The sequence below is a fragment of the Bacillus sp. BPN334 genome (assembly GCF_008368885.1).
GTDB classification, from domain to species: Bacteria; Bacillota; Bacilli; order Bacillales; family Bacillaceae_G; genus Bacillus_A; species Bacillus_A wiedmannii.
Map to the genome: position 1 here is coordinate 72,726 of NZ_QOZW01000008.1, position 17,404 is coordinate 90,129.

Annotated in this window: 17 protein-coding genes; 13 read left to right on the forward strand and 4 right to left on the reverse strand. The window is 31.7% G+C overall.

Annotation, left to right across the window (positions count from 1 at the left end; all coding sequences use genetic code 11):
• The first annotated feature begins 13 nt into the window (after positions 1-13).
• Genes DN393_RS12340 through DN393_RS12350 form a run of 3 tightly spaced genes read left to right on the forward strand, consistent with a single transcriptional unit; the run spans position 14 to position 3,009 of the window.
• The gene (locus tag DN393_RS12340) at positions 14-724 is read left to right on the forward strand and encodes a bactofilin family protein (RefSeq protein ID WP_098103612.1); all 711 of its coding nucleotides are present in this window, start codon (positions 14-16) and stop codon (positions 722-724) included.
• 18 nt (positions 725-742) lie between these two features.
• The gene (locus DN393_RS12345) at positions 743-1,450 is read left to right on the forward strand and encodes a cytoplasmic protein (RefSeq protein ID WP_098103611.1); all 708 of its coding nucleotides are present in this window, start codon (positions 743-745) and stop codon (positions 1,448-1,450) included.
• Positions 1,451-1,473: 23 nt separating this feature from the next.
• A complete protein-coding gene (locus DN393_RS12350) occupies positions 1,474-3,009 on the forward strand; it encodes an MDR family MFS transporter (RefSeq protein WP_000229631.1) in 1,536 nt (511 codons plus the stop codon).
• 54 nt (positions 3,010-3,063) lie between these two features.
• Here DN393_RS12350 and DN393_RS12355 read toward each other — a convergent pair whose 3' ends face one another.
• Positions 3,064-3,384, reverse strand: a complete 321-nt coding sequence (locus tag DN393_RS12355) for a hypothetical protein (RefSeq protein WP_001062728.1) — start codon at positions 3,382-3,384, stop codon at positions 3,064-3,066.
• Positions 3,385-3,637: 253 nt separating this feature from the next.
• On the opposite strand from DN393_RS12355, the gene DN393_RS12360 reads away from it, so the two are divergent.
• The 4 genes from DN393_RS12360 (at position 3,638) to DN393_RS12380 (ending at position 7,786) form a co-directional block, all read left to right on the forward strand.
• Positions 3,638-4,417 (forward strand): BC_2878 family exosporium-associated protein, encoded by a 780-nt coding sequence (locus DN393_RS12360; RefSeq protein WP_064475551.1) that lies wholly within the window; start codon positions 3,638-3,640, stop codon positions 4,415-4,417.
• Between the two features lie 259 nt (positions 4,418-4,676).
• Positions 4,677-5,447: a GNAT family N-acetyltransferase gene (locus tag DN393_RS12365; RefSeq protein WP_000638757.1), complete on the forward strand. Its 771-nt coding sequence runs from the start codon at positions 4,677-4,679 to the stop codon at positions 5,445-5,447.
• Between the two features lie 521 nt (positions 5,448-5,968).
• The gene (locus DN393_RS12370; protein ID WP_002013348.1) at positions 5,969-6,664 is read left to right on the forward strand and encodes a CsxC family protein; all 696 of its coding nucleotides are present in this window, start codon (positions 5,969-5,971) and stop codon (positions 6,662-6,664) included.
• A gap of 123 nt (positions 6,665-6,787) precedes the next feature.
• Entirely contained in the window at positions 6,788-7,786 is a 999-nt protein-coding gene (locus tag DN393_RS12380) for a BC_2427 family protein (RefSeq protein WP_472926284.1), read from the forward strand.
• Between the two features lie 297 nt (positions 7,787-8,083).
• Here DN393_RS12380 and DN393_RS12385 read toward each other — a convergent pair whose 3' ends face one another.
• Positions 8,084-8,515, reverse strand: a complete 432-nt coding sequence (locus DN393_RS12385; protein WP_076538304.1) for a GNAT family N-acetyltransferase — start codon at positions 8,513-8,515, stop codon at positions 8,084-8,086.
• Between the two features lie 834 nt (positions 8,516-9,349).
• On the opposite strand from DN393_RS12385, the gene DN393_RS12390 reads away from it, so the two are divergent.
• The gene (locus DN393_RS12390) at positions 9,350-10,210 is read left to right on the forward strand and encodes a DegV family protein (protein WP_149173540.1); all 861 of its coding nucleotides are present in this window, start codon (positions 9,350-9,352) and stop codon (positions 10,208-10,210) included.
• 32 nt (positions 10,211-10,242) lie between these two features.
• Here DN393_RS12390 and DN393_RS12395 read toward each other — a convergent pair whose 3' ends face one another.
• Complete coding sequence (locus DN393_RS12395) at positions 10,243-10,677, reverse strand: Lrp/AsnC family transcriptional regulator (protein WP_098111695.1); 435 nt, start codon at positions 10,675-10,677, stop codon at positions 10,243-10,245.
• A gap of 142 nt (positions 10,678-10,819) precedes the next feature.
• On the opposite strand from DN393_RS12395, the gene DN393_RS12400 reads away from it, so the two are divergent.
• The 5 genes from DN393_RS12400 to DN393_RS12420 all read left to right on the forward strand — a co-directional run bounded on the left by DN393_RS12400 (position 10,820) and on the right by DN393_RS12420 (position 16,910).
• The gene (locus DN393_RS12400; protein ID WP_149173541.1) at positions 10,820-12,088 is read left to right on the forward strand and encodes an APC family permease; all 1,269 of its coding nucleotides are present in this window, start codon (positions 10,820-10,822) and stop codon (positions 12,086-12,088) included.
• 116 nt (positions 12,089-12,204) lie between these two features.
• Complete coding sequence (locus tag DN393_RS12405; protein WP_064475547.1) at positions 12,205-13,794, forward strand: M3 family metallopeptidase; 1,590 nt, start codon at positions 12,205-12,207, stop codon at positions 13,792-13,794.
• A 22-nt stretch (positions 13,795-13,816) separates the two neighbouring features.
• On the forward strand, positions 13,817-15,196 hold the full coding sequence (locus DN393_RS12410) for a 5'-methylthioadenosine/adenosylhomocysteine nucleosidase (RefSeq protein ID WP_064475546.1): 1,380 nt from the start codon (positions 13,817-13,819) through the stop codon (positions 15,194-15,196).
• A gap of 169 nt (positions 15,197-15,365) precedes the next feature.
• Positions 15,366-16,070 carry an alpha/beta hydrolase gene (locus tag DN393_RS12415; protein WP_154131823.1) on the forward strand — a complete coding sequence of 235 codons (705 nt, stop codon included), beginning with the start codon at positions 15,366-15,368 and terminating at the stop codon, positions 16,068-16,070.
• 390 nt (positions 16,071-16,460) lie between these two features.
• Positions 16,461-16,910 carry a GNAT family N-acetyltransferase gene (locus DN393_RS12420; protein WP_064475545.1) on the forward strand — a complete coding sequence of 150 codons (450 nt, stop codon included), beginning with the start codon at positions 16,461-16,463 and terminating at the stop codon, positions 16,908-16,910.
• 58 nt (positions 16,911-16,968) lie between these two features.
• Here the strand turns inward: DN393_RS12420 and DN393_RS12425 are convergent, their stop codons facing one another.
• Complete coding sequence (locus DN393_RS12425; protein WP_064475544.1) at positions 16,969-17,385, reverse strand: hypothetical protein; 417 nt, start codon at positions 17,383-17,385, stop codon at positions 16,969-16,971.
• Between the last annotated feature and the right edge of the window lie 19 nt (positions 17,386-17,404).

Consider the following 17,404-nt stretch of genomic DNA (forward strand, 5'->3'; position numbering starts at 1 on the left):
TGGAGGAGAAAGTATGCGTACAGATAATTTGATTATAAATGGTTACGGTTCATCGAATGGCGGCGAGTTTCTTAAAGTGCAATTAAATGGAAAAGGTACTGTTAATGGAAATGTTGAATGTGATCAATTTGAATGTAACGGTTACGGTGCTGTTACTGGAAATTTGAAAAGTAGCAATGCAAGAATTAGTGGATCGGGTAAAGTCGATGGTACAGTTATTGCGGAAACGATGCGAATTGATGGAAAAGCAACAATTACGCAAGATGTGAAGGCGAACAGTTTAAAAATTGCAGGAAAAGGTACGATAGGTGGAAATGTAACTGGTGAAGAATTTAAAATCAACGGTCAAGCAACGATTGATGGTAATTGTGAAGTGGATACTTTTTCTTCAGAAGGACAATTTACAATTGGTGGATTATTAAGCGCCGATGAAATAAATATTAATATTCACGGTACATGTCGAGCGAAAGAAATTGGTGGTCAAACGATTAAAGTAAAACATAGACTAAGTACTTTTAGTAGACTGTTTAAATCGGTATTTGGTATGCAATTAGAGGCTGAACTATTAGAAGGTGACAATATCGATATTGATTATGCTCACATAAAAACGGTAAGAGGAAACAATGTTACAGTAGGAGCGAACTGTGAGATTGAATTGATTGAATATACTGGTGTTCTTACTGTTGATAAAAACGCAAATGTAAAAGAAATGAAGCAGGTTTAATGGGAGGGAGAAAATAATATGGAACATCAACATAGTCTTACTGTCAATGGTTCTGGTAGTTCAGCAGGCGGGGATTATAACAAAGTGAAGATTCGCGGTGAAGGAACGATTTCTAATGATATGAGCTGTAATGAATTTAAAACGTACGGAACGAGTGAAGTGCGCGGTAATATGAAAGTGAAAAATTATGTCGTGTATGGAGATAGTGAAGTACAAGGAAATGTAACTGCTGAATATGTAAAAGTATACGGAAATACACAAATGAATAGTGATGCCCATATTGAAAAAACGAAAGTAAGAGGTATGATAGAAGTTAAAGGGAAGTTTACTGGTGATTTCGTAGATGTGAAAGGCGCTTTAAATGTGAAAGGAGATATTGAAGTTGAAGAACTATCACTAACTGGTGGCCTTGAAAGTGATGGATTACTTAATGCTGAAAATATTGATATTTCACTTCGTTATGAAGGAAGTAAAGTAAGAGAGATTGGTGGTAAGAAGATTACCGTTCATAAAAAAGCGAGATTTATTCCATTTACAAGTCATGCTGGAAGCCTCCAAACGTCTATCATTGAAGGAGATGAAATTTATTTAGAGCATACGATTGCTGAAGTTGTAAGAGGAAACAACGTTACCATTGGTCCAGGATGTGAAATTAGTGTTGTAGAATATTATACTAGTTTTAACCAAAAAGGTAATGCAGTCGTAAAAGAACATAAACAAATATAAGTAGTACGAGGGAGAGCAAGGTTATGGTTGAGAAGAATAATAAGCTCGGCTTTGTTGTGGCGGGCTTATTGCTAGGTATTTTAATGGCATCAATGGACAATACCATTGTCGTAACAGCGATGGGAACGATTGTTGGTGACTTAGGAGGCCTTGAAAATTTTGTATGGGTCGTTTCTGCCTATATGGTCGCAGAAATGGCAGGTATGCCGATATTCGGAAAACTATCAGATATGTATGGTAGAAAGAGATTCTTTATTTTCGGTTTAATCGTCTTTATGATTGGTTCGGCACTTTGTGGTACTGCTGAAAATATTACACAGTTAGGTATTTATCGTGCCATTCAAGGTATTGGCGGCGGGGCATTAGTGCCGATCGCGTTTACAATCGTTTTTGATATTTTCCCTCCTGAAAAGCGCGGGAAAATGGGTGGATTATTCGGAGCAGTATTTGGTTTATCAAGTATTTTTGGTCCGTTGCTTGGTGCGTATATTACAGATTACATAAGCTGGCACTGGGTATTTTACATTAACTTACCGCTTGGCGTTTTAGCACTTATTTTTATTACATTCTTTTATAAAGAATCACGAGTTCATAGAAAGCAAAAAATTGATTGGTTTGGCGCAATTACTTTAGTTGGTGCAGTAGTTTCGCTAATGTTTGCTTTAGAACTAGGTGGACAAAAGTATGATTGGGATTCTAACTTTATTTTAAGTTTATTTGGCGGATTCGCTATTTTAATTATTGCATTTATTTTTATTGAACGTAAAGTAGAAGAACCGATCATTTCATTTGAAATGTTTAAACAACGTTTATTCGGAATGAGTACCATTATTGCATTATGTTACGGTGCTGCGTTCATGTCAGCAACTGTATACATACCGTTATTCATTCAAGGTGTATACGGTGGTAGCGCAACAAACTCAGGATTATTACTTTTACCGATGATGTTAGGATCAGTCGTAACAGCTCAATTAGGTGGATTTTTAACGACGAAGCTTAGCTACCGAAACATTATGATTATTTCTGCTGTTATTATGCTAATTGGACTATTCTTATTAAGCACATTAACGCCAGAAACAAGTCGTATATTATTAACGGTTTATATGATTATTATTGGATTTGGAGTAGGTTTCTCATTCTCTGTACTAAGTATGGCAGCTATTCACAACTTCGGTATGGAGCAGCGTGGTTCTGCAACTTCAACGAGTAATTTCATTCGTTCACTAGGAATGACACTTGGTATTACAATCTTCGGAATGATTCAAAGAACAGGTTTCCAAGATCAATTAGAAGAAGCTTTTAAAGGTATGAGCGGAGGAATGAATACAAACGCTTTAGGAGATTCAAGAGCTATTCTATCAGAATCGGCAAGATCTCAAATCCCGCCGCAAATATTAGATAAAATTATTGATGCTCTTTCTAGCTCCATCGTTCAAACATTTATGTGGGCATTGGTACCAGCAGGTCTAGCATTCATATTTATTTTCTTTATGGGAAATGAGCGTATGGTAATTAAGAAAAAACAAACGAATAAAAAGAGTGAAACATCAAAAGCGTAATGAAAAAGCTCCTTTCCAATTGGAAAGGAGCTTTTTCGTATGTACGGATTTAGATTAGCCTTCGATAATTTCGTATTCTTCGTCTGCTAATAATAAAATTTGTGTCTTCTTACCTTTGTTTTGAACTTCGATTACATCGTATGCACCTAAGTCTCTTAGTTTGTTTTGAGAAGCGTTAACCATAACTTCCATAGAATCAATTAAGATATCTTCTTCAATGTATGATTCAGGCAATGCCATATCTTCTGTTTCTAATACACATGCATATAGATTTTGTAAGTTTTCAGCAGTTGGGTTTTGTTCCTCAACATCAATGATGTTCTTTACTGCATCCATATTTTCTTCTTTTGCTTGGTATACTTTAATTTTAGCCATTGTTTTATTCTCCTTTATAACGTAATCGTAGAGGCTACACCTTATTATAACGTTTTTTTCATGAAAGATGAAATTGTTATATGTATTTATAGGGAAATTTATGTGTTATTACTCATTATTGGCGTAATTTCATTATTAATGTGATAAGTAAGTACCTATATTCCTGAGTTAAAGTTATATTGTCCAAGCTTTTTTATGCTCCGTTCATATTATATGTATTAGATAAAACATATAGGAAAGGGATGGAGTGTAAGTGGGTTGTGAGCCGAAACGAAATTATCAATGCTGCCAAAATAGTATTTGTGAATTTTTGCGAAGTCTAGAGCCTTTTACAAAAGTTGAGAGTATTGTAATCGCCGGAAACGAAATTGTTGTATCTTATTTTCTTTCATTTAATAAGAGGAATGGTATCGTATCCTTCGTACAAGAGGACAATGAGGTTATTTTTGTAGATTGCTCTAGGATTGATGCAATTCGAATAGGAAAAGTTTGTAGTTGTAAAACGAAAGTTAAATTTATTGAAGAGGATTTTAGTTTACTTGGAAATGTTTGTCCGCAATGTTTAACAGAGGGTAGTACACTCTTTTTTGACTTTTACAATCCAGAATTGAATTTATCACTACAAGCAAAAACAATTGATGCACCTAGTTGTACTGAATTTATAGATGAGATGGGGAATGTCGTAAAGCAAATTACTATAATAGGTGAAGCGATTGTTTCTAAAGATTTTGTTCAAGTGCCAGAACTATTAAACTTTCAATTAGTTTTATCTGATACGGCTACGAATCCTTTAAAGTTTGGAATACTGTTCATTAATTTCCCTGATCTTACGTTTATTATTCTTTTCGCATCGAGTGGGTACCTCAATATTTCGAATTGTTTGAAAATCGAGAGTGGAACTGGTAATGCTGAAATAGAAGAGATGAAAAAGATGGTGACGAATGACAATAATACGTACAAGTCAGTTGTTAAATTGACTAAAGTATATAAGATTGGAGGAACAGAATCATATATTTATAAGAATGAGTTATAACATACGTATTTAAATGAACCCTCAAACGAGTATTGAGGGGTATTACATAATAAAAGATGATAATCGGTTACATGTAGATTGCAAATTATTATTAAGTATATTTACTGTTAACCTTTATACAGGACAGTCGCTTACTATTCATTAGATGTTATAATAATTTTATATTTACGAATATTTTACGATTATATATAGTTTAATAAACTTTTGTTTATATATGAAAAGTAGAGTTAAACTGATTCCAAAGAAAGCGGGAATGTACATGATATATGAAGCGAGTATACATACGAGAGAAAAATTAGTTACTATGTTCGAGGATTTCAATAACGTTGTTTTACTTTCTTATTTACAAGGACATATGGGTACTGCTTGGGTAAATAATCTTGAAAATCCAACAGTAGCGCAAGTTACGGTAGGGATCTTTACATTTTACGCTGGTGATTCGAATGCGAAAGAAACTGAAGAATTAGTACGTAACATTCCTGATAGAATGTTAGTAATCGTAAATAGTGAAGAGTGGAAAAAGCGTTTAGAAACATGTTACGAAAGAAAAATAGATAAGTTTTTACGCTATAAGTTCAAACGGAATGCGGAAGTTTTTAATCATTCAAAATTACAATCTTTTATATCAGCGCTTCCAAAAGGATACGAGTTACGAAAAATAGATGAACATATCGTAAATATTCCCACATTACATAAGGTCTCTGAAGATTTTACAAGTCAATTTCAAACGGTGGAAGATTATATAAACCGAGGTATAGGTTATAGCGTTTTATATAAAGATGAAGTTGTATGTGGTGCATCATCGTATAGTATTTATGATAATGGCATTGAAATTGAAGTGGCGACTGATCACAATCATAGAAGAAAAGGGTTGGCGACTATAGTTAGTGCAGCGCTAATCTTGGACTGTCTAGAAAAAAGAATATATCCAAATTGGGATGCAGCGAATACTACGTCTGCTAAACTAGCAGAAAAGCTAGGATATGTTTTTGATAAGGCGTATGATGCTTATTTTGTGGATAATAGGTAAATGAATGAATTTGTACAATTGTACAACAGAAAAAGTCTAGAAAATCCTATAAAATTCGTGTTAATTACTCTTTTTTTTAATTACAAATTGGGTATAAAAATCGACTTGAAAAAGTCGGTTTTTATTTTTTAACAATAAGGTGCATCCAATATTAATTTGCTGTTGCATAGATATTATGGAATGAAGAAATTAACAAAATTAATTTTATTTGTCTTAATAAATTTAAGAATAGATTTTTGAAAGTTTCTTCGAAAATATGGATATCCTTTTTACTATTGAACTTAATCAACATATTATGGTGTTTTTCCGCGATAATAGTTAAGAATTTTTTTAATAGGTAAATATTCATAAAAACTAATTATATTAAACTGTGTGTATTTGACTATTAAAGATAGAATACTATCTTTATTTGCAAATGATAAAAGTGACTATGATACAAACCCACGCATTAATAGAAAAAATACATATACAGTAAAGAGAGTTAAAAAACTCTAATTTTTTTATAAAGGAGATTATAAAATATGAGCGAACAATGCCCAATTAATGTACCATGTCAGGTAGATGGACAAACTCAAACGCCATTAAGTGATGCAGCTGCAACACCAATTCTTACTCCAGGAACACCGATTGTAAAAATACCAGTTGTATTAGCAGAAAGAACAATTCAAATTGTTGTAGAATCTGATATTTCATTAGATCCTCCAGCAACTGAGATTAAACGTGTGTTAAAAAATGTATTTTTAACACAATGTAAGTTAGTTCCTGTAGCATTTACTCCAGTACCAGGTACAAATTACCGCCGAGTTACAAGAGCAAAATTATTTGTACAAGGATATATTCGTAAAAATATTGAATATGCAAATGATGAGTGTAATGGAGTGCTATATGATCGTATTGCAAATGTTCCATTTTCTGGTTTTGCAGATTTAACAGCAGCTGATTTTCTATCACAAGCTGTAGTAGCTTCTTCCTCAGATACTACATCTCACTTTATTAATCCTAAAAATGGTGATTTACCACGTTTAGACAAATACTTCTTCGAAAATACAGTTTTTTATAATGAACAACCATATTGTGAATTAGTAAGCGCACAATTTTTCGAATTAGACTTTTCACCTTGTCCAACAGAATTAAACGAGCCATTTGGAACTCTTCGTGAAAAAATTGTACTAGATCTTACTTTAAAAGTTTTACAAGTACAACAAGTACAAGTATAAGACTAAAAAAGCATTGTCTTTAATAAAAAGACAATGTCTTTTTTATTATTATAAAACATATATAATGATGAAAATGAATACGTGTAAAATAACATATTTTCCTGAATTTTATTAGATGGGGGGATGGTGATGAATAAGCCATGGATTGGTAAGGTGCTATGGGATGAAATTCACAAGTATAAAGATCTGAATAAACAAGATAATTCACGAGAAAGAATAGTAAAGAAAGAAGAGGAAGTATCTGAAGTAAAGAAAGAAGAAGAAGTATCTGAAGTAAAGAAAGAGGAGGAAGTATCTGAAGTAAAGAAAGAGGAGGAAGTATCTGAAGTAAAGAAAGAGGAGGAAGTATCTGAAGTAAAGAAAGAAGAAGAAGTATCTGAAGTAAAGAAAGAAAATGCAACATCTGAATCACAATTAGAATCTTCAGTGCGTTCAATGGTAGTGAAAACACCATTTTCTATTATTTCTGAAGTGTCAAGTTTTAAAATATTTCCAAAAATAAACATAAAAAATCAAGAAGCGTTTGTTTTTCAAAATGAAAAAGATGTAGGTAGGCGTGAATTAGATTCTAAGTTATTAACTACAGTACAACAGTATCATTCGGAGGCTTATTGTGAAATAGTTTCTTTTAATCTTCATGAAAAGAGAGTGCTTATGGAATTATATAATAAAAAAGTTATAGGGAATATTGAAGAGAAAAAGGTAGAGACATCTTCATGGACCCCAATACATAGCATAGTATTAGAGGGTGAAAATGAAGGAGAAATAAATAATGTTATAACAGCCAAGCTACCAATAGAAATAGGAAAATATAAAGGTGAAATTATTTTACGAGAAAAAGTTGTATTTAAAGAAAAAGTCATAGGAATAAAAGAGGTGGAACAGGAGATTGTTTTGACAAAAACTGAATTCTTAGTGCCAAAAGTAATAAAAAATGGACAAAATACATTTACAGTTGAAAAAGGGAGCTTATTTGTAGAAGGCTATATTTATCAATGTATTGAATACATATCAGAACAAAGTACATTTCATAATAATGTGTATCAATTAATGCAAAATATTGTACTGGAATTAGTCGTTCAAGTAATACAAGAACAGGAAGTACAAGTACGAATGAAATAAAAATGAATATATTCTCTAAATGCTACAAATGGTTTTTCCTCAATAAATTCAGTGTAATATTTATGAATACTAATTTTTGCTAACGGGGATAGTTACTTTATTATATGAATCTATTTAGGTCTATGAAAAAATAAGTGCTAACATGTTTGATAACAAACTTACTAACACTTATTAAAAACAGACATAAAATTTGGATTATATGTGGTTTGATTTAAGTATTTAATAAAAAACATTGATAATTACTTGTTATAAACTGATGTGTAATATAAAGTGTATTCACTTCTTTTTTTACAGGACTCACAATTTAAATAGTAATACATGTTTATCATAATTTTCTAAACACCAATTATATTTTTTTAGAATAATTGGATGGACGATTTCTTTCGTTGTATCAACATCAGTAAAGCCGTATGTTTTATAAAAACTCTCGAGTTCTTCAAAAGGAAGACAATATACGTTTTGTATTTCTAATGTTTTCGCAGTTTGTATTAAGAATGACACGAGCTTCTTAGCTAATTGTAGACCTCTAAATTTAGGAAGAATAAAAATCCCGCCCATTTCTATAGTATCTTCATCTATTTGGACTAATCGACCCACACCTGCATACTCGTTGTTGTATGTAATAATTGCAACTTTATCACTTTTTAAATCACTTCGTACAAATCCTATTGAATCATATTGATTATTAATCCATTCTAAATCGTTAGATGTGGCCAATTGAATACTCATATACATCCTCCTTCGGAATATTAGCGCTATCTTCATTATATAAAACATAAGATGCTATATCAAAAGAACCTTGATATAGCACATTTGTTTAAGTTATTAGTTGAAGGTATGGGTTTGCTGGTATTGAAATGATGGCTTCACCAAACAGAGGATAATAATCTTGTGAATTTAGTGTTACATAGTCAAAATGAAAATTAGTTTATGCGTATAGAGATCATAGAGTTATTTTAATTAGCAGCTACTGTATTAATTGAAACTATTAAGGAAATGTGGTAATTGCCAGCCTGAGTGATACAAATCGTATTAAGATTTAGTCAAAAACTCCTCTTGAAATAGGGGGAAAGGAAGAGGGATTTAAATATAAGAGCACTTCGAAAAGTGCCCTTCAGTAATGACTACTCATTCTAAAAAGAAAGGATGCAATATATCATATGAAGTTAAGTGTATTTAATTATGGACCCTTTATATAAAAGTTTTATTTTATTCCAAATAAATAGGCGGTTGTTTCCGCAACCTCTTTTCAGTAAAACAAAGCACTACTTTATTGGATTTAGCTTTTAAATTTTAAACAGTATAAATTTGAAAAGATTATCCTAAATTAAATAATTTAAATGCAATTATGTAAAATTCCCATAAAATTATTTGTGTTATAGAAAAAATAACAATAAAAAAATGGTTAAAATGGAATGATTTTTAATAACAGTTCAAGTTTTGAAGAATAGTGCATACAATATAAAGTCTTTTCCTTTCTTCATTTAAGTTTTACGTATATAATTTAAAAGTACTATTTTTATTTTATATTTTTTATATTTATAACAGAATAGAGGTTTAAAAATGGGTGTTAAAATCATTACGGATAGTGCGGCGGATTTACCGGTAGAATTGCTGCAAGCATATGATATTGATTTAATTCCACTCCGTGTTTATGATGAAGCAGAAACAGAGTATTTAGATGGAGTTACATTAGAGTCAGTTACATTATTGCAAAACATGAGAGAAGGCGCTGTTTATAGAACGTCATTGCCTTCACTTGAAACTTTCCAAGAAAAATTTATTTCTTATGCAAAAGAAGGTAATCCTTGTATATATTTAGCTTTTTCATCTGAACTGTCTGGTACATATCAATCGTCAGTTGTTATTAAAGAAGAAGTGAAAGAAACATATGCTGATTTAGATTTAGAAATTATTGATACGAAATGTGCTTCGCTTGGTCAAGGGCTTGTCGTATTAGAAGCTGCTAAAATGGCGAAAGACGGCGCATCCAAAGAAGATATTTTAAAACGTGTTGATTTTCTAATGAACCATATAGAACATATCTTCACAGTAGCTGACTTACAGTACTTAGTGAGAGGTGGGCGTTTAAGTAAAGTAGCTGGTTTTATCGGTGGTTTACTAAACATTAAACCGATCTTAAACGTGCAAGAAGGAAAACTTGTACCACTTGAAAAGGTAAGAGGGAAAAAGAAAGTACTAAGCCGAATTGTAGATATTATGGAAGAGCGCGGAAAAGACCTTAAAGGTCAAACAATCGCTATGACTCACGGTGATGACTTAGAAACAGCTGAAGCATTAAAAGCATTAATTACTGAAAGATTTGGCTGTGAAGTATTTATAATAAATACAATTGGAGCAGCAATTGGTGCGCATACAGGACCTGGTGCATTAACATTGTTCTTCTTAAATGAGGTAGAGTAAAGGATTGATCTTTTGATCAATCCTTTTTCTTATTAATCAGTAATAATCGGTCGATATGGTATCGGTGAAGATAAAATCATCGAAGTTTTGACTGTTCCAAATGGTATAACGAAATCAATTAATTCCTCTAATTCCTTCATAGAGTGAACCGCTACTTTTAAGTAATAGCTACTTTCACCTGTTACTCGATGACATTCGAGTATTCTATATTCTTCGTAGATTTTCTCCTCAAATTTTTTACAAGGAATCTTTAGATTTTCAATTCTTAAAAATGCTTGAATTGATTTTCCAACTGCATCTAATGATATCCGTGCGGTATATTTTTCAATTATTCTAGTATCTTGTAATCTCTTTAGTCTTTCGGTAACACTAGGGCGGCTGAGGTGTAAGTGTTCGGTCATTTCTGTAATTGTCATTCTGGCATCTTCTTGTAGTAATAGCGTTATTTTCTTATCAATTTCATCCATGAATTATGCTCCTTTGCAAAATTGAAAGTAAATTTCTTAAACAAATACATAATATAAAGCCTTATGTAAAAATACATACAATTTTGTATATTGAATAGACTGATAACTTTCTATAATTAAAATATAAATGGAGGTGCTTGTAATGTCTAATCATTTTGACGAAACAATTTCTATTAAAAGGGGAACAGTCTTATATGTCGGAGCAGTTTTAGGATCGGGAATCCTTATATTACCTGGTATGACCGCGAGTGTAGCAGAAGGGAATGCGATTGTTTCTTGGCTTGTTATGATATTACTTAGTATTCCACTTGCATTTACGTTCGCTTTTTTATCGATTGAGTACTCAAGTGCAGGTGGAATTGCCACGTTTGCAGAAAAAGCTTTCGGTAAAAATATAGGTGCTATTATAGGATGGTGTTTTTTTATTGCGGGTAGTGTTGGTCAAATCGTAGTCTCAATGACTGGTGGAATGTATATAGTGAGAGTGTTTGCTTTATCACCATATTTCTCTTACGTTATAGCGCTTATTATTTTAAGTATTTCAATTGGTTTTAATTTATACGGGTTAAAAATGAGTGGTTGGTTTCAAGTGTGTATTGGTGTATTAACTTTCTTTATTTTAATTGTAACGATTATTAGCTCACTACCTTATATTGAAATGAAAAATATAAATGTATATATTTATATGCAAAAAATAAATTCGATTTTAGATGCATCTTTATTAATTTTTTGGTCTTTTTTCGGCTGGGAAGCCATTGCAAGTTTGGCTCCAGAATTTAAAACACCTAGAAAAAGAAATATTATTTTATCTACGGGATTTGCGATCGTTATTATTGGAGTTTTATATATTGGTATTGCATTATCAGTAATTGGAACGAAATCTTATCATATAAATACTGATAATACGACAGCTCTCGTGCTTGTAATCAAGCAAACATTAGGCGGCCAATTTTCATGGATAATTGGATTTGTAGCTTTTATCATTTGTTTAGGGACGACAAATGCATTTATCGCAAGTATGGGGCGCCTAGGTTATTCACTAGGAAAAGAAGAAGTTGCACCGCGTTATTTAGCACATATTAATAAAAAAAGAGAAACACCAATAAATGCAGTAAAAGTTGTAGGTTGTATTGCAATAATAGGTTTGTTAATAAGTTTCGTTTTCCATATTAGTATAGATAAAATTGTTTTAATACCGAATTCGTTAGGGATTGTTACATACATAGTAGGTACTGCTTCTGGAATGAAATTAATAAAGAATAGGTTAGGTAAAATTTTTTCTATAGTAGCTTTTACATGTTGTATAGTAGTTTATCCTTTTATTGGAGGAGTAATACTGATTCCAGTAGCCGTAGCATTCATATGTTTATGTTATGTGAGTTTCAGTAGCAGAAGAAAAGAATATAAATAAGAATGTGTTTGTATAAATCGAAATATTTAAAGATATTAAAATTTTTACATTTCGTTTATAATTGTGTGGGGAGAAACATCTGTAACTATTTGTAAAAATAGGAGGCGGCTATAAAAGTGAATGAAATTGCTAAGTGGGATTTAGATCGATTGTATCCGATTGAGGATATTCTAACTCCAATATTGGGGCTGAAAGAACAATATTATGCGACAAAAGATGTAGCGATTCTTTCAAAACTTATACAAGCTATTGAAAAAGCAGAATACTTTTTGTATTGCCGATCAGCTGAAGAAAGTGTTTCATCTGATCTTACCATATTGACTGCTACAGTAAAAAATCTGAAAAGAGAAGTGCAGCAAGTAATACAAAAAAGTGAAGTGGAAACTTCCGATAATATTAATACTAGGTTAATAAAAGATGAACTTAACGCATGGGAAAATATGTACATACAATTAAGGAATAAAATAGAAATAGAGCACGATAATAAGCAATTATCATTTGGCCAAGCAAATAATATTGAAATGAATAGTGATAATGAAAAGGAAAGATTAGAAGTATTCGAGTTATTAACAAGTGCCTTACATAAGGAAAAAGAAATCTTCGCTACTGTCTTAAATCAAATAGGGAGATTACGCAATACAAAGAGTAATGAATTAGAAGATAGAGTGATTTTAACTCAATCTCTACATGCGAATGGTATTTCTGAAACTGTATTATTACAAATGTGGAATGCGACAGAAGAAAATCTTGATACATTAGTAAGTGCTTTAAACGTGTATAAGAAGGGGGAATCTTCAATTACATGGCATGAACTTATGACAGTAAAGGAAAATAATGAGGTTAATATCCCTTTTTCAGTAGCACTTCAAAGCATATACGATGCGTTTGAAAATATAGATAAAGAATTAGCAGAATTTGCACGGAATGCAATAGAGAATGGATGGGTAGATGCGGAACCGAGAGAGAATAAACCACCAGGTGGCTTTTGTGCTCCTTTCTTCGGTGAAAAAGAATCACGGATCTCTATGCGTTATGACGGAAGTATTGATAGTGTAAGAGTACTTGCACACGAACTAGGACATGCTTGGCACTTTTATAATATGAGTTTTGAGCAATCCTCTTCTTTTTTAGATGATTATTTGCCAATGAGTACGGCTGAATCGGCGTCTATATTCTTTGAAACCGTGCTTATAAACTATCTAATTCAAACAACAGATAGTATAGATATGAAAAAGTCATTGCTTAGTTGGAAAATAAGAAACTGTTGTAATTATGTAATGGCAATTCGAGCATCATTTGAATTTGAGAAGAATTTTTATGAAAAATGTAAAGAAGGTCCTTTAAGTGCTGATGAAATCGAGAGATTATCTATAGCAGCGCAAGAAAAAGCATACGGGAATGCATTATCAGAATATCAGCCGTTTGTTTGGATGAAATATGTTCAATTTTATATTGTAGATGTTCCTTTTTATAATTATCCATACACATTTGGGTATTTAGCTAGTTTTAGTTTATTAGAAATAGCTCAAGAAAGTAAAAGTACTTTTCATTCGAAATATAAAGAGTTTTTACGAGAAACAGGAAAAGCTCCAGTGGAAGAGCTTATGAAAAAACATTTTGAAATAGATATAACAGGTTATGCGTTCTGGGATAAAGCTTTTAGACAAATTTCTAAAGATATTGATGAATATTTGAGGCTTATTTAGAGTGAAAAAGGGGACAAGATACATGAACAGAATCGGCATTATCGGAGCAATGCAAATTGAAATAGACTTACTTTTAGAAAAACTAGCTATACAAGAGGAACAGACGATTGCGGGAATGCCTTTTTACATTGGCGAATTCATGGGAACTGAAGTGATTATTACAAGATGTGGTGTAGGAAAAGTAAATGCAGCCGCATGTACGCAAACATTAATTCATAAATTTCATGTAGATGCTATTATCAATACGGGTATTGCTGGCGGATTACACCCGGGTGTAAAAGTTGGTGATGTAGTTATTTCAACGAATGTTACCCATCATGATGTAAGTAAAACTCAAATGAAAAACTTATTCCCGTTCCAAGAAGAATTTAATGCAAGTAAGGAATTAATAGAGTTAGCACGTACAGCATGCAATAGTAGTAGTTTACATATAGAGGTTCATGAAGGAAGAATTGTCAGCGGTGAATGTTTTGTTGAAGATTCAAAACTAAAAGCGAAATTAATAGACGAATATGCGCCGCATTGTACAGAAATGGAAGGTGCAGCAATTGGACATGTTGCTTACATAAATGAAGTACCGTTTCTCGTTATAAGATGTATTTCTGACAGTGCAGACGATGAAGCGCAAGTTTCCTATGATGACTTCGCGAAAACTGCCGCAAATTATTGTTCAGAAATTATCGTGGAGATGCTGAAAAATATATCGAGTAATACTTATAGTTCAAAAGGAGAGAATGACATGTTACAAGCATTAATTTTTGATATGGACGGAACGTTATTTCAGACAGATAAAATTTTAGAATTATCGTTAGATGATACATTTGATCACTTAAGATCATTACAGTTATGGGATACGGTAACACCTATTGAAAAATATCGTGAAATTATGGGTGTGCCATTACCGAAAGTTTGGGAAGCTTTATTACCGCATCATTCTCTTAAAGTAAGAGAACAAACAGATGCATATTTTTTAGAAAGACTAATTGAAAACATTAAGAGTGGAAAAGGTGCTTTATATCCGAACGTAAAAGAAGTTTTTACATACATAAAAGAAAATAATTGTTCAATATATATTGCTAGTAATGGTTTAACTGAATATTTACGAGCAATCGTATCTTATTATTCTTTAGACCAGTGGGTTACTGAAACGTTTAGTATTGAACAAATAAACTCACTTAATAAAAGTGACTTAGTAAAAAGTATTTTGAACAAATATGAGATAAAAGAAGCAGCGGTAGTTGGGGACCGTTTATCTGATATAAACGCAGCTAAAGATAATGGCTTGATTGCGATTGGATGTAATTTTGATTTTGCACAAGAAGATGAACTTGCGCAGGCGGATTTAGTAATAGATGATTTAATGGAGCTAAAGGGGATATTGCCTACTGTGCAGAGATTATAAAGTCATTTAAAAAATCATATAATATTTTAAAAATCCTTCTTCCACGAACGGAGTAGAATCATTTGTGATAAATTAGTAATAGTTTGATTTTTTTAAAAACTGAGTAGAGGATTATTAAGTGTGTGCAGTTTTTTGCCAATTCCTATATATCTTATTCCACGGAGGAAATATGCTGAAAGATAATTTTAACATTAGTAATATTCCCGCGGTTTTGTGGGGAGATAAAAGTGAAAGAGTTTTTATTGCAGTACATGGAAATATATCAAATAAGGAAGATGCAGTTATTCAAATATTAGCTGAAGAAGCTAATCAAAAAGGTTATCAAGTATTAAGCTTTGATTTACCTGAGCATGGAGACAGAAAAAATGATAATACTCCTTGCAAAGTACAGTTTTGTGTTAGTGAATTATCTATAATTATGAATTACGCAAAAGAACATTGGAAAGAAGTAAGCGTGTTTGCATGTAGTATAGGAGCTTATTTTAGCCTTTTAGCTTATCAAAATGATGTGATAGAAAAGGCATTATTTTTATCACCAGTAGTTAATATGGAACGAATTATCGAAAATATGATGAAATGGTTTAATGTAACACCAGAGCTTTTGCAAAAAGAAATGACTATAGAGACACCGATTGGTCAAAAGTTATATTGGGATTATTTATGTTATGTAAAAGAACATCCTATTAATACATGGAATACAGATACATATATTATGTACGGATCCAAGGATGAACTGTGCGAATTTGAAACTATTAACTATTTTACAAAAAAACATCGTTGTAAATTAGAAGTCATGGAGACAGGTGAACATTATTTTCATACTGAAGAACAGTTCAAGATATTTGAACAGTGGTTACACAAACATATCGATTAACAAATTATAATTTATCATGAACCTGTTAGAGAAGAATAGTGAATATATAAACTAATATTATATTTGAGAGACATTATAAATGTAAAAGTATTCACTTAAACAAACAATTGCCTTAGTTCAATAAGAATTAAACAACTTTATTAATGATTTTTTGAGTACAAATATCTTTATATGTATAGAAATTAAATAACTTTAAAGAGCTTTACCACACACTAGAGTGTAGCAAGGCTCTTATATTTTCATAATAAAATAAAACAACTATATTATCGATTTACATCTGAAGTGAAGAATACGCATGTTACGAATTGAATAAAGTAACAACCATAAAAATGCTCAGAATAAATGATTCTTGAGCATTTTTATGTATTTTCAAATTAAGGGGGAAATCACTTGAAAGATATACATATTCAACAAATAGAAGATTTAATGATATACGAACACGATTACCTTGTTCAAGAAAGCAAAGACGAAGGGTTTTATTTCCTAATAAAACTAATAAGTGAATATGAAAATAAAATAAACACATTTAATAAAAATGGTGAATGCTTATTTGGGATTTTTCAAGGGGAAAAGTTAATTGGAATAGGAGGGCTAAATGAGGATCCATATACAGAAAACAATAAGATTGGTAGGGTAAGGAGATTTTATATTTCAAAGGACTATCGTCGTGTAGGGCTAGGGAACTTGTTATTAAACCGGCTATTATCTCATTCGGAAAAGTATTTTAAAGTGGTTGTTTTACATACAGATACAAAGCAAGGCGATGCGTTTTATACTGTAAATGGATTTGTGAAGGGGGAAGTATATAAAGGATTTAGTCACTATAAAGTATTATATTAGTAAAAAAGAGACCCCAGCTTCGAAAAATAAGCTTATGAAGTCTCTTTTTGCTAATCAATTATGTTTTAACATTCATTTGTTTCAATAGTAATACAGGATCACCTTTCACATAATAAAAATGCGGGTTGTTTTCATCATCGTAAAGCATAATATAAGGCTTTTGATTAAGCGGTAGAAGAATTAGTACTTCATCAATTGTTGTATGTAACCATTGATTTGTAATAGAAACTGGTTTAGATAAAGGGATCTTTATCATGTGACCATCTTTTGGAACGACGTTTAAGTTTTTGAACGGGCCAGTAATGGATTTAGCATATTGAACAGCTTCTTTTTGGATAGCTGGATCTAAAGATTGTTTTTGAACGACCATTTCTTTTTGACAATCAAACACTTCAATTTGTTGATTTGTATTTGCGAACACATTTGTTGATAATAAGAAACAAAGAAGAGTAATGAACCCGATTTTTTTAATCATAGTACAACACCTCGTCTTT

What these genes read in the sequence shown, in the direction of transcription:
- DN393_RS12355 (WP_001062728.1), bottom strand. Translation starts at nt 3,384, where the DNA reads ATGGCTAAAATTAAAGTATACCAAGCAAAAGAAGAAAATATGGATGCA.
- DN393_RS12415 (WP_154131823.1), top strand. Translation starts at nt 15,366, where the DNA reads ATGCTGAAAGATAATTTTAACATTAGTAATATTCCCGCGGTTTTGTGG.
- DN393_RS12370 (WP_002013348.1), top strand. Translation starts at nt 5,969, where the DNA reads ATGAGCGAACAATGCCCAATTAATGTACCATGTCAGGTAGATGGACAA.
- DN393_RS12395 (WP_098111695.1), bottom strand. Translation starts at nt 10,677, where the DNA reads ATGGATGAAATTGATAAGAAAATAACGCTATTACTACAAGAAGATGCC.
- DN393_RS12400 (WP_149173541.1), top strand. Translation starts at nt 10,820, where the DNA reads ATGTCTAATCATTTTGACGAAACAATTTCTATTAAAAGGGGAACAGTC.
- DN393_RS12390 (WP_149173540.1), top strand. Translation starts at nt 9,350, where the DNA reads ATGGGTGTTAAAATCATTACGGATAGTGCGGCGGATTTACCGGTAGAA.
- DN393_RS12340 (WP_098103612.1), top strand. Translation starts at nt 14, where the DNA reads ATGCGTACAGATAATTTGATTATAAATGGTTACGGTTCATCGAATGGC.
- DN393_RS12350 (WP_000229631.1), top strand. Translation starts at nt 1,474, where the DNA reads ATGGTTGAGAAGAATAATAAGCTCGGCTTTGTTGTGGCGGGCTTATTG.
- DN393_RS12345 (WP_098103611.1), top strand. Translation starts at nt 743, where the DNA reads ATGGAACATCAACATAGTCTTACTGTCAATGGTTCTGGTAGTTCAGCA.
- DN393_RS12425 (WP_064475544.1), bottom strand. Translation starts at nt 17,385, where the DNA reads ATGATTAAAAAAATCGGGTTCATTACTCTTCTTTGTTTCTTATTATCA.
- DN393_RS12380 (WP_472926284.1), top strand. Translation starts at nt 6,788, where the DNA reads ATGGTGATGAATAAGCCATGGATTGGTAAGGTGCTATGGGATGAAATT.
- DN393_RS12410 (WP_064475546.1), top strand. Translation starts at nt 13,817, where the DNA reads ATGAACAGAATCGGCATTATCGGAGCAATGCAAATTGAAATAGACTTA.
- DN393_RS12365 (WP_000638757.1), top strand. Translation starts at nt 4,677, where the DNA reads ATGATATATGAAGCGAGTATACATACGAGAGAAAAATTAGTTACTATG.
- DN393_RS12385 (WP_076538304.1), bottom strand. Translation starts at nt 8,515, where the DNA reads ATGAGTATTCAATTGGCCACATCTAACGATTTAGAATGGATTAATAAT.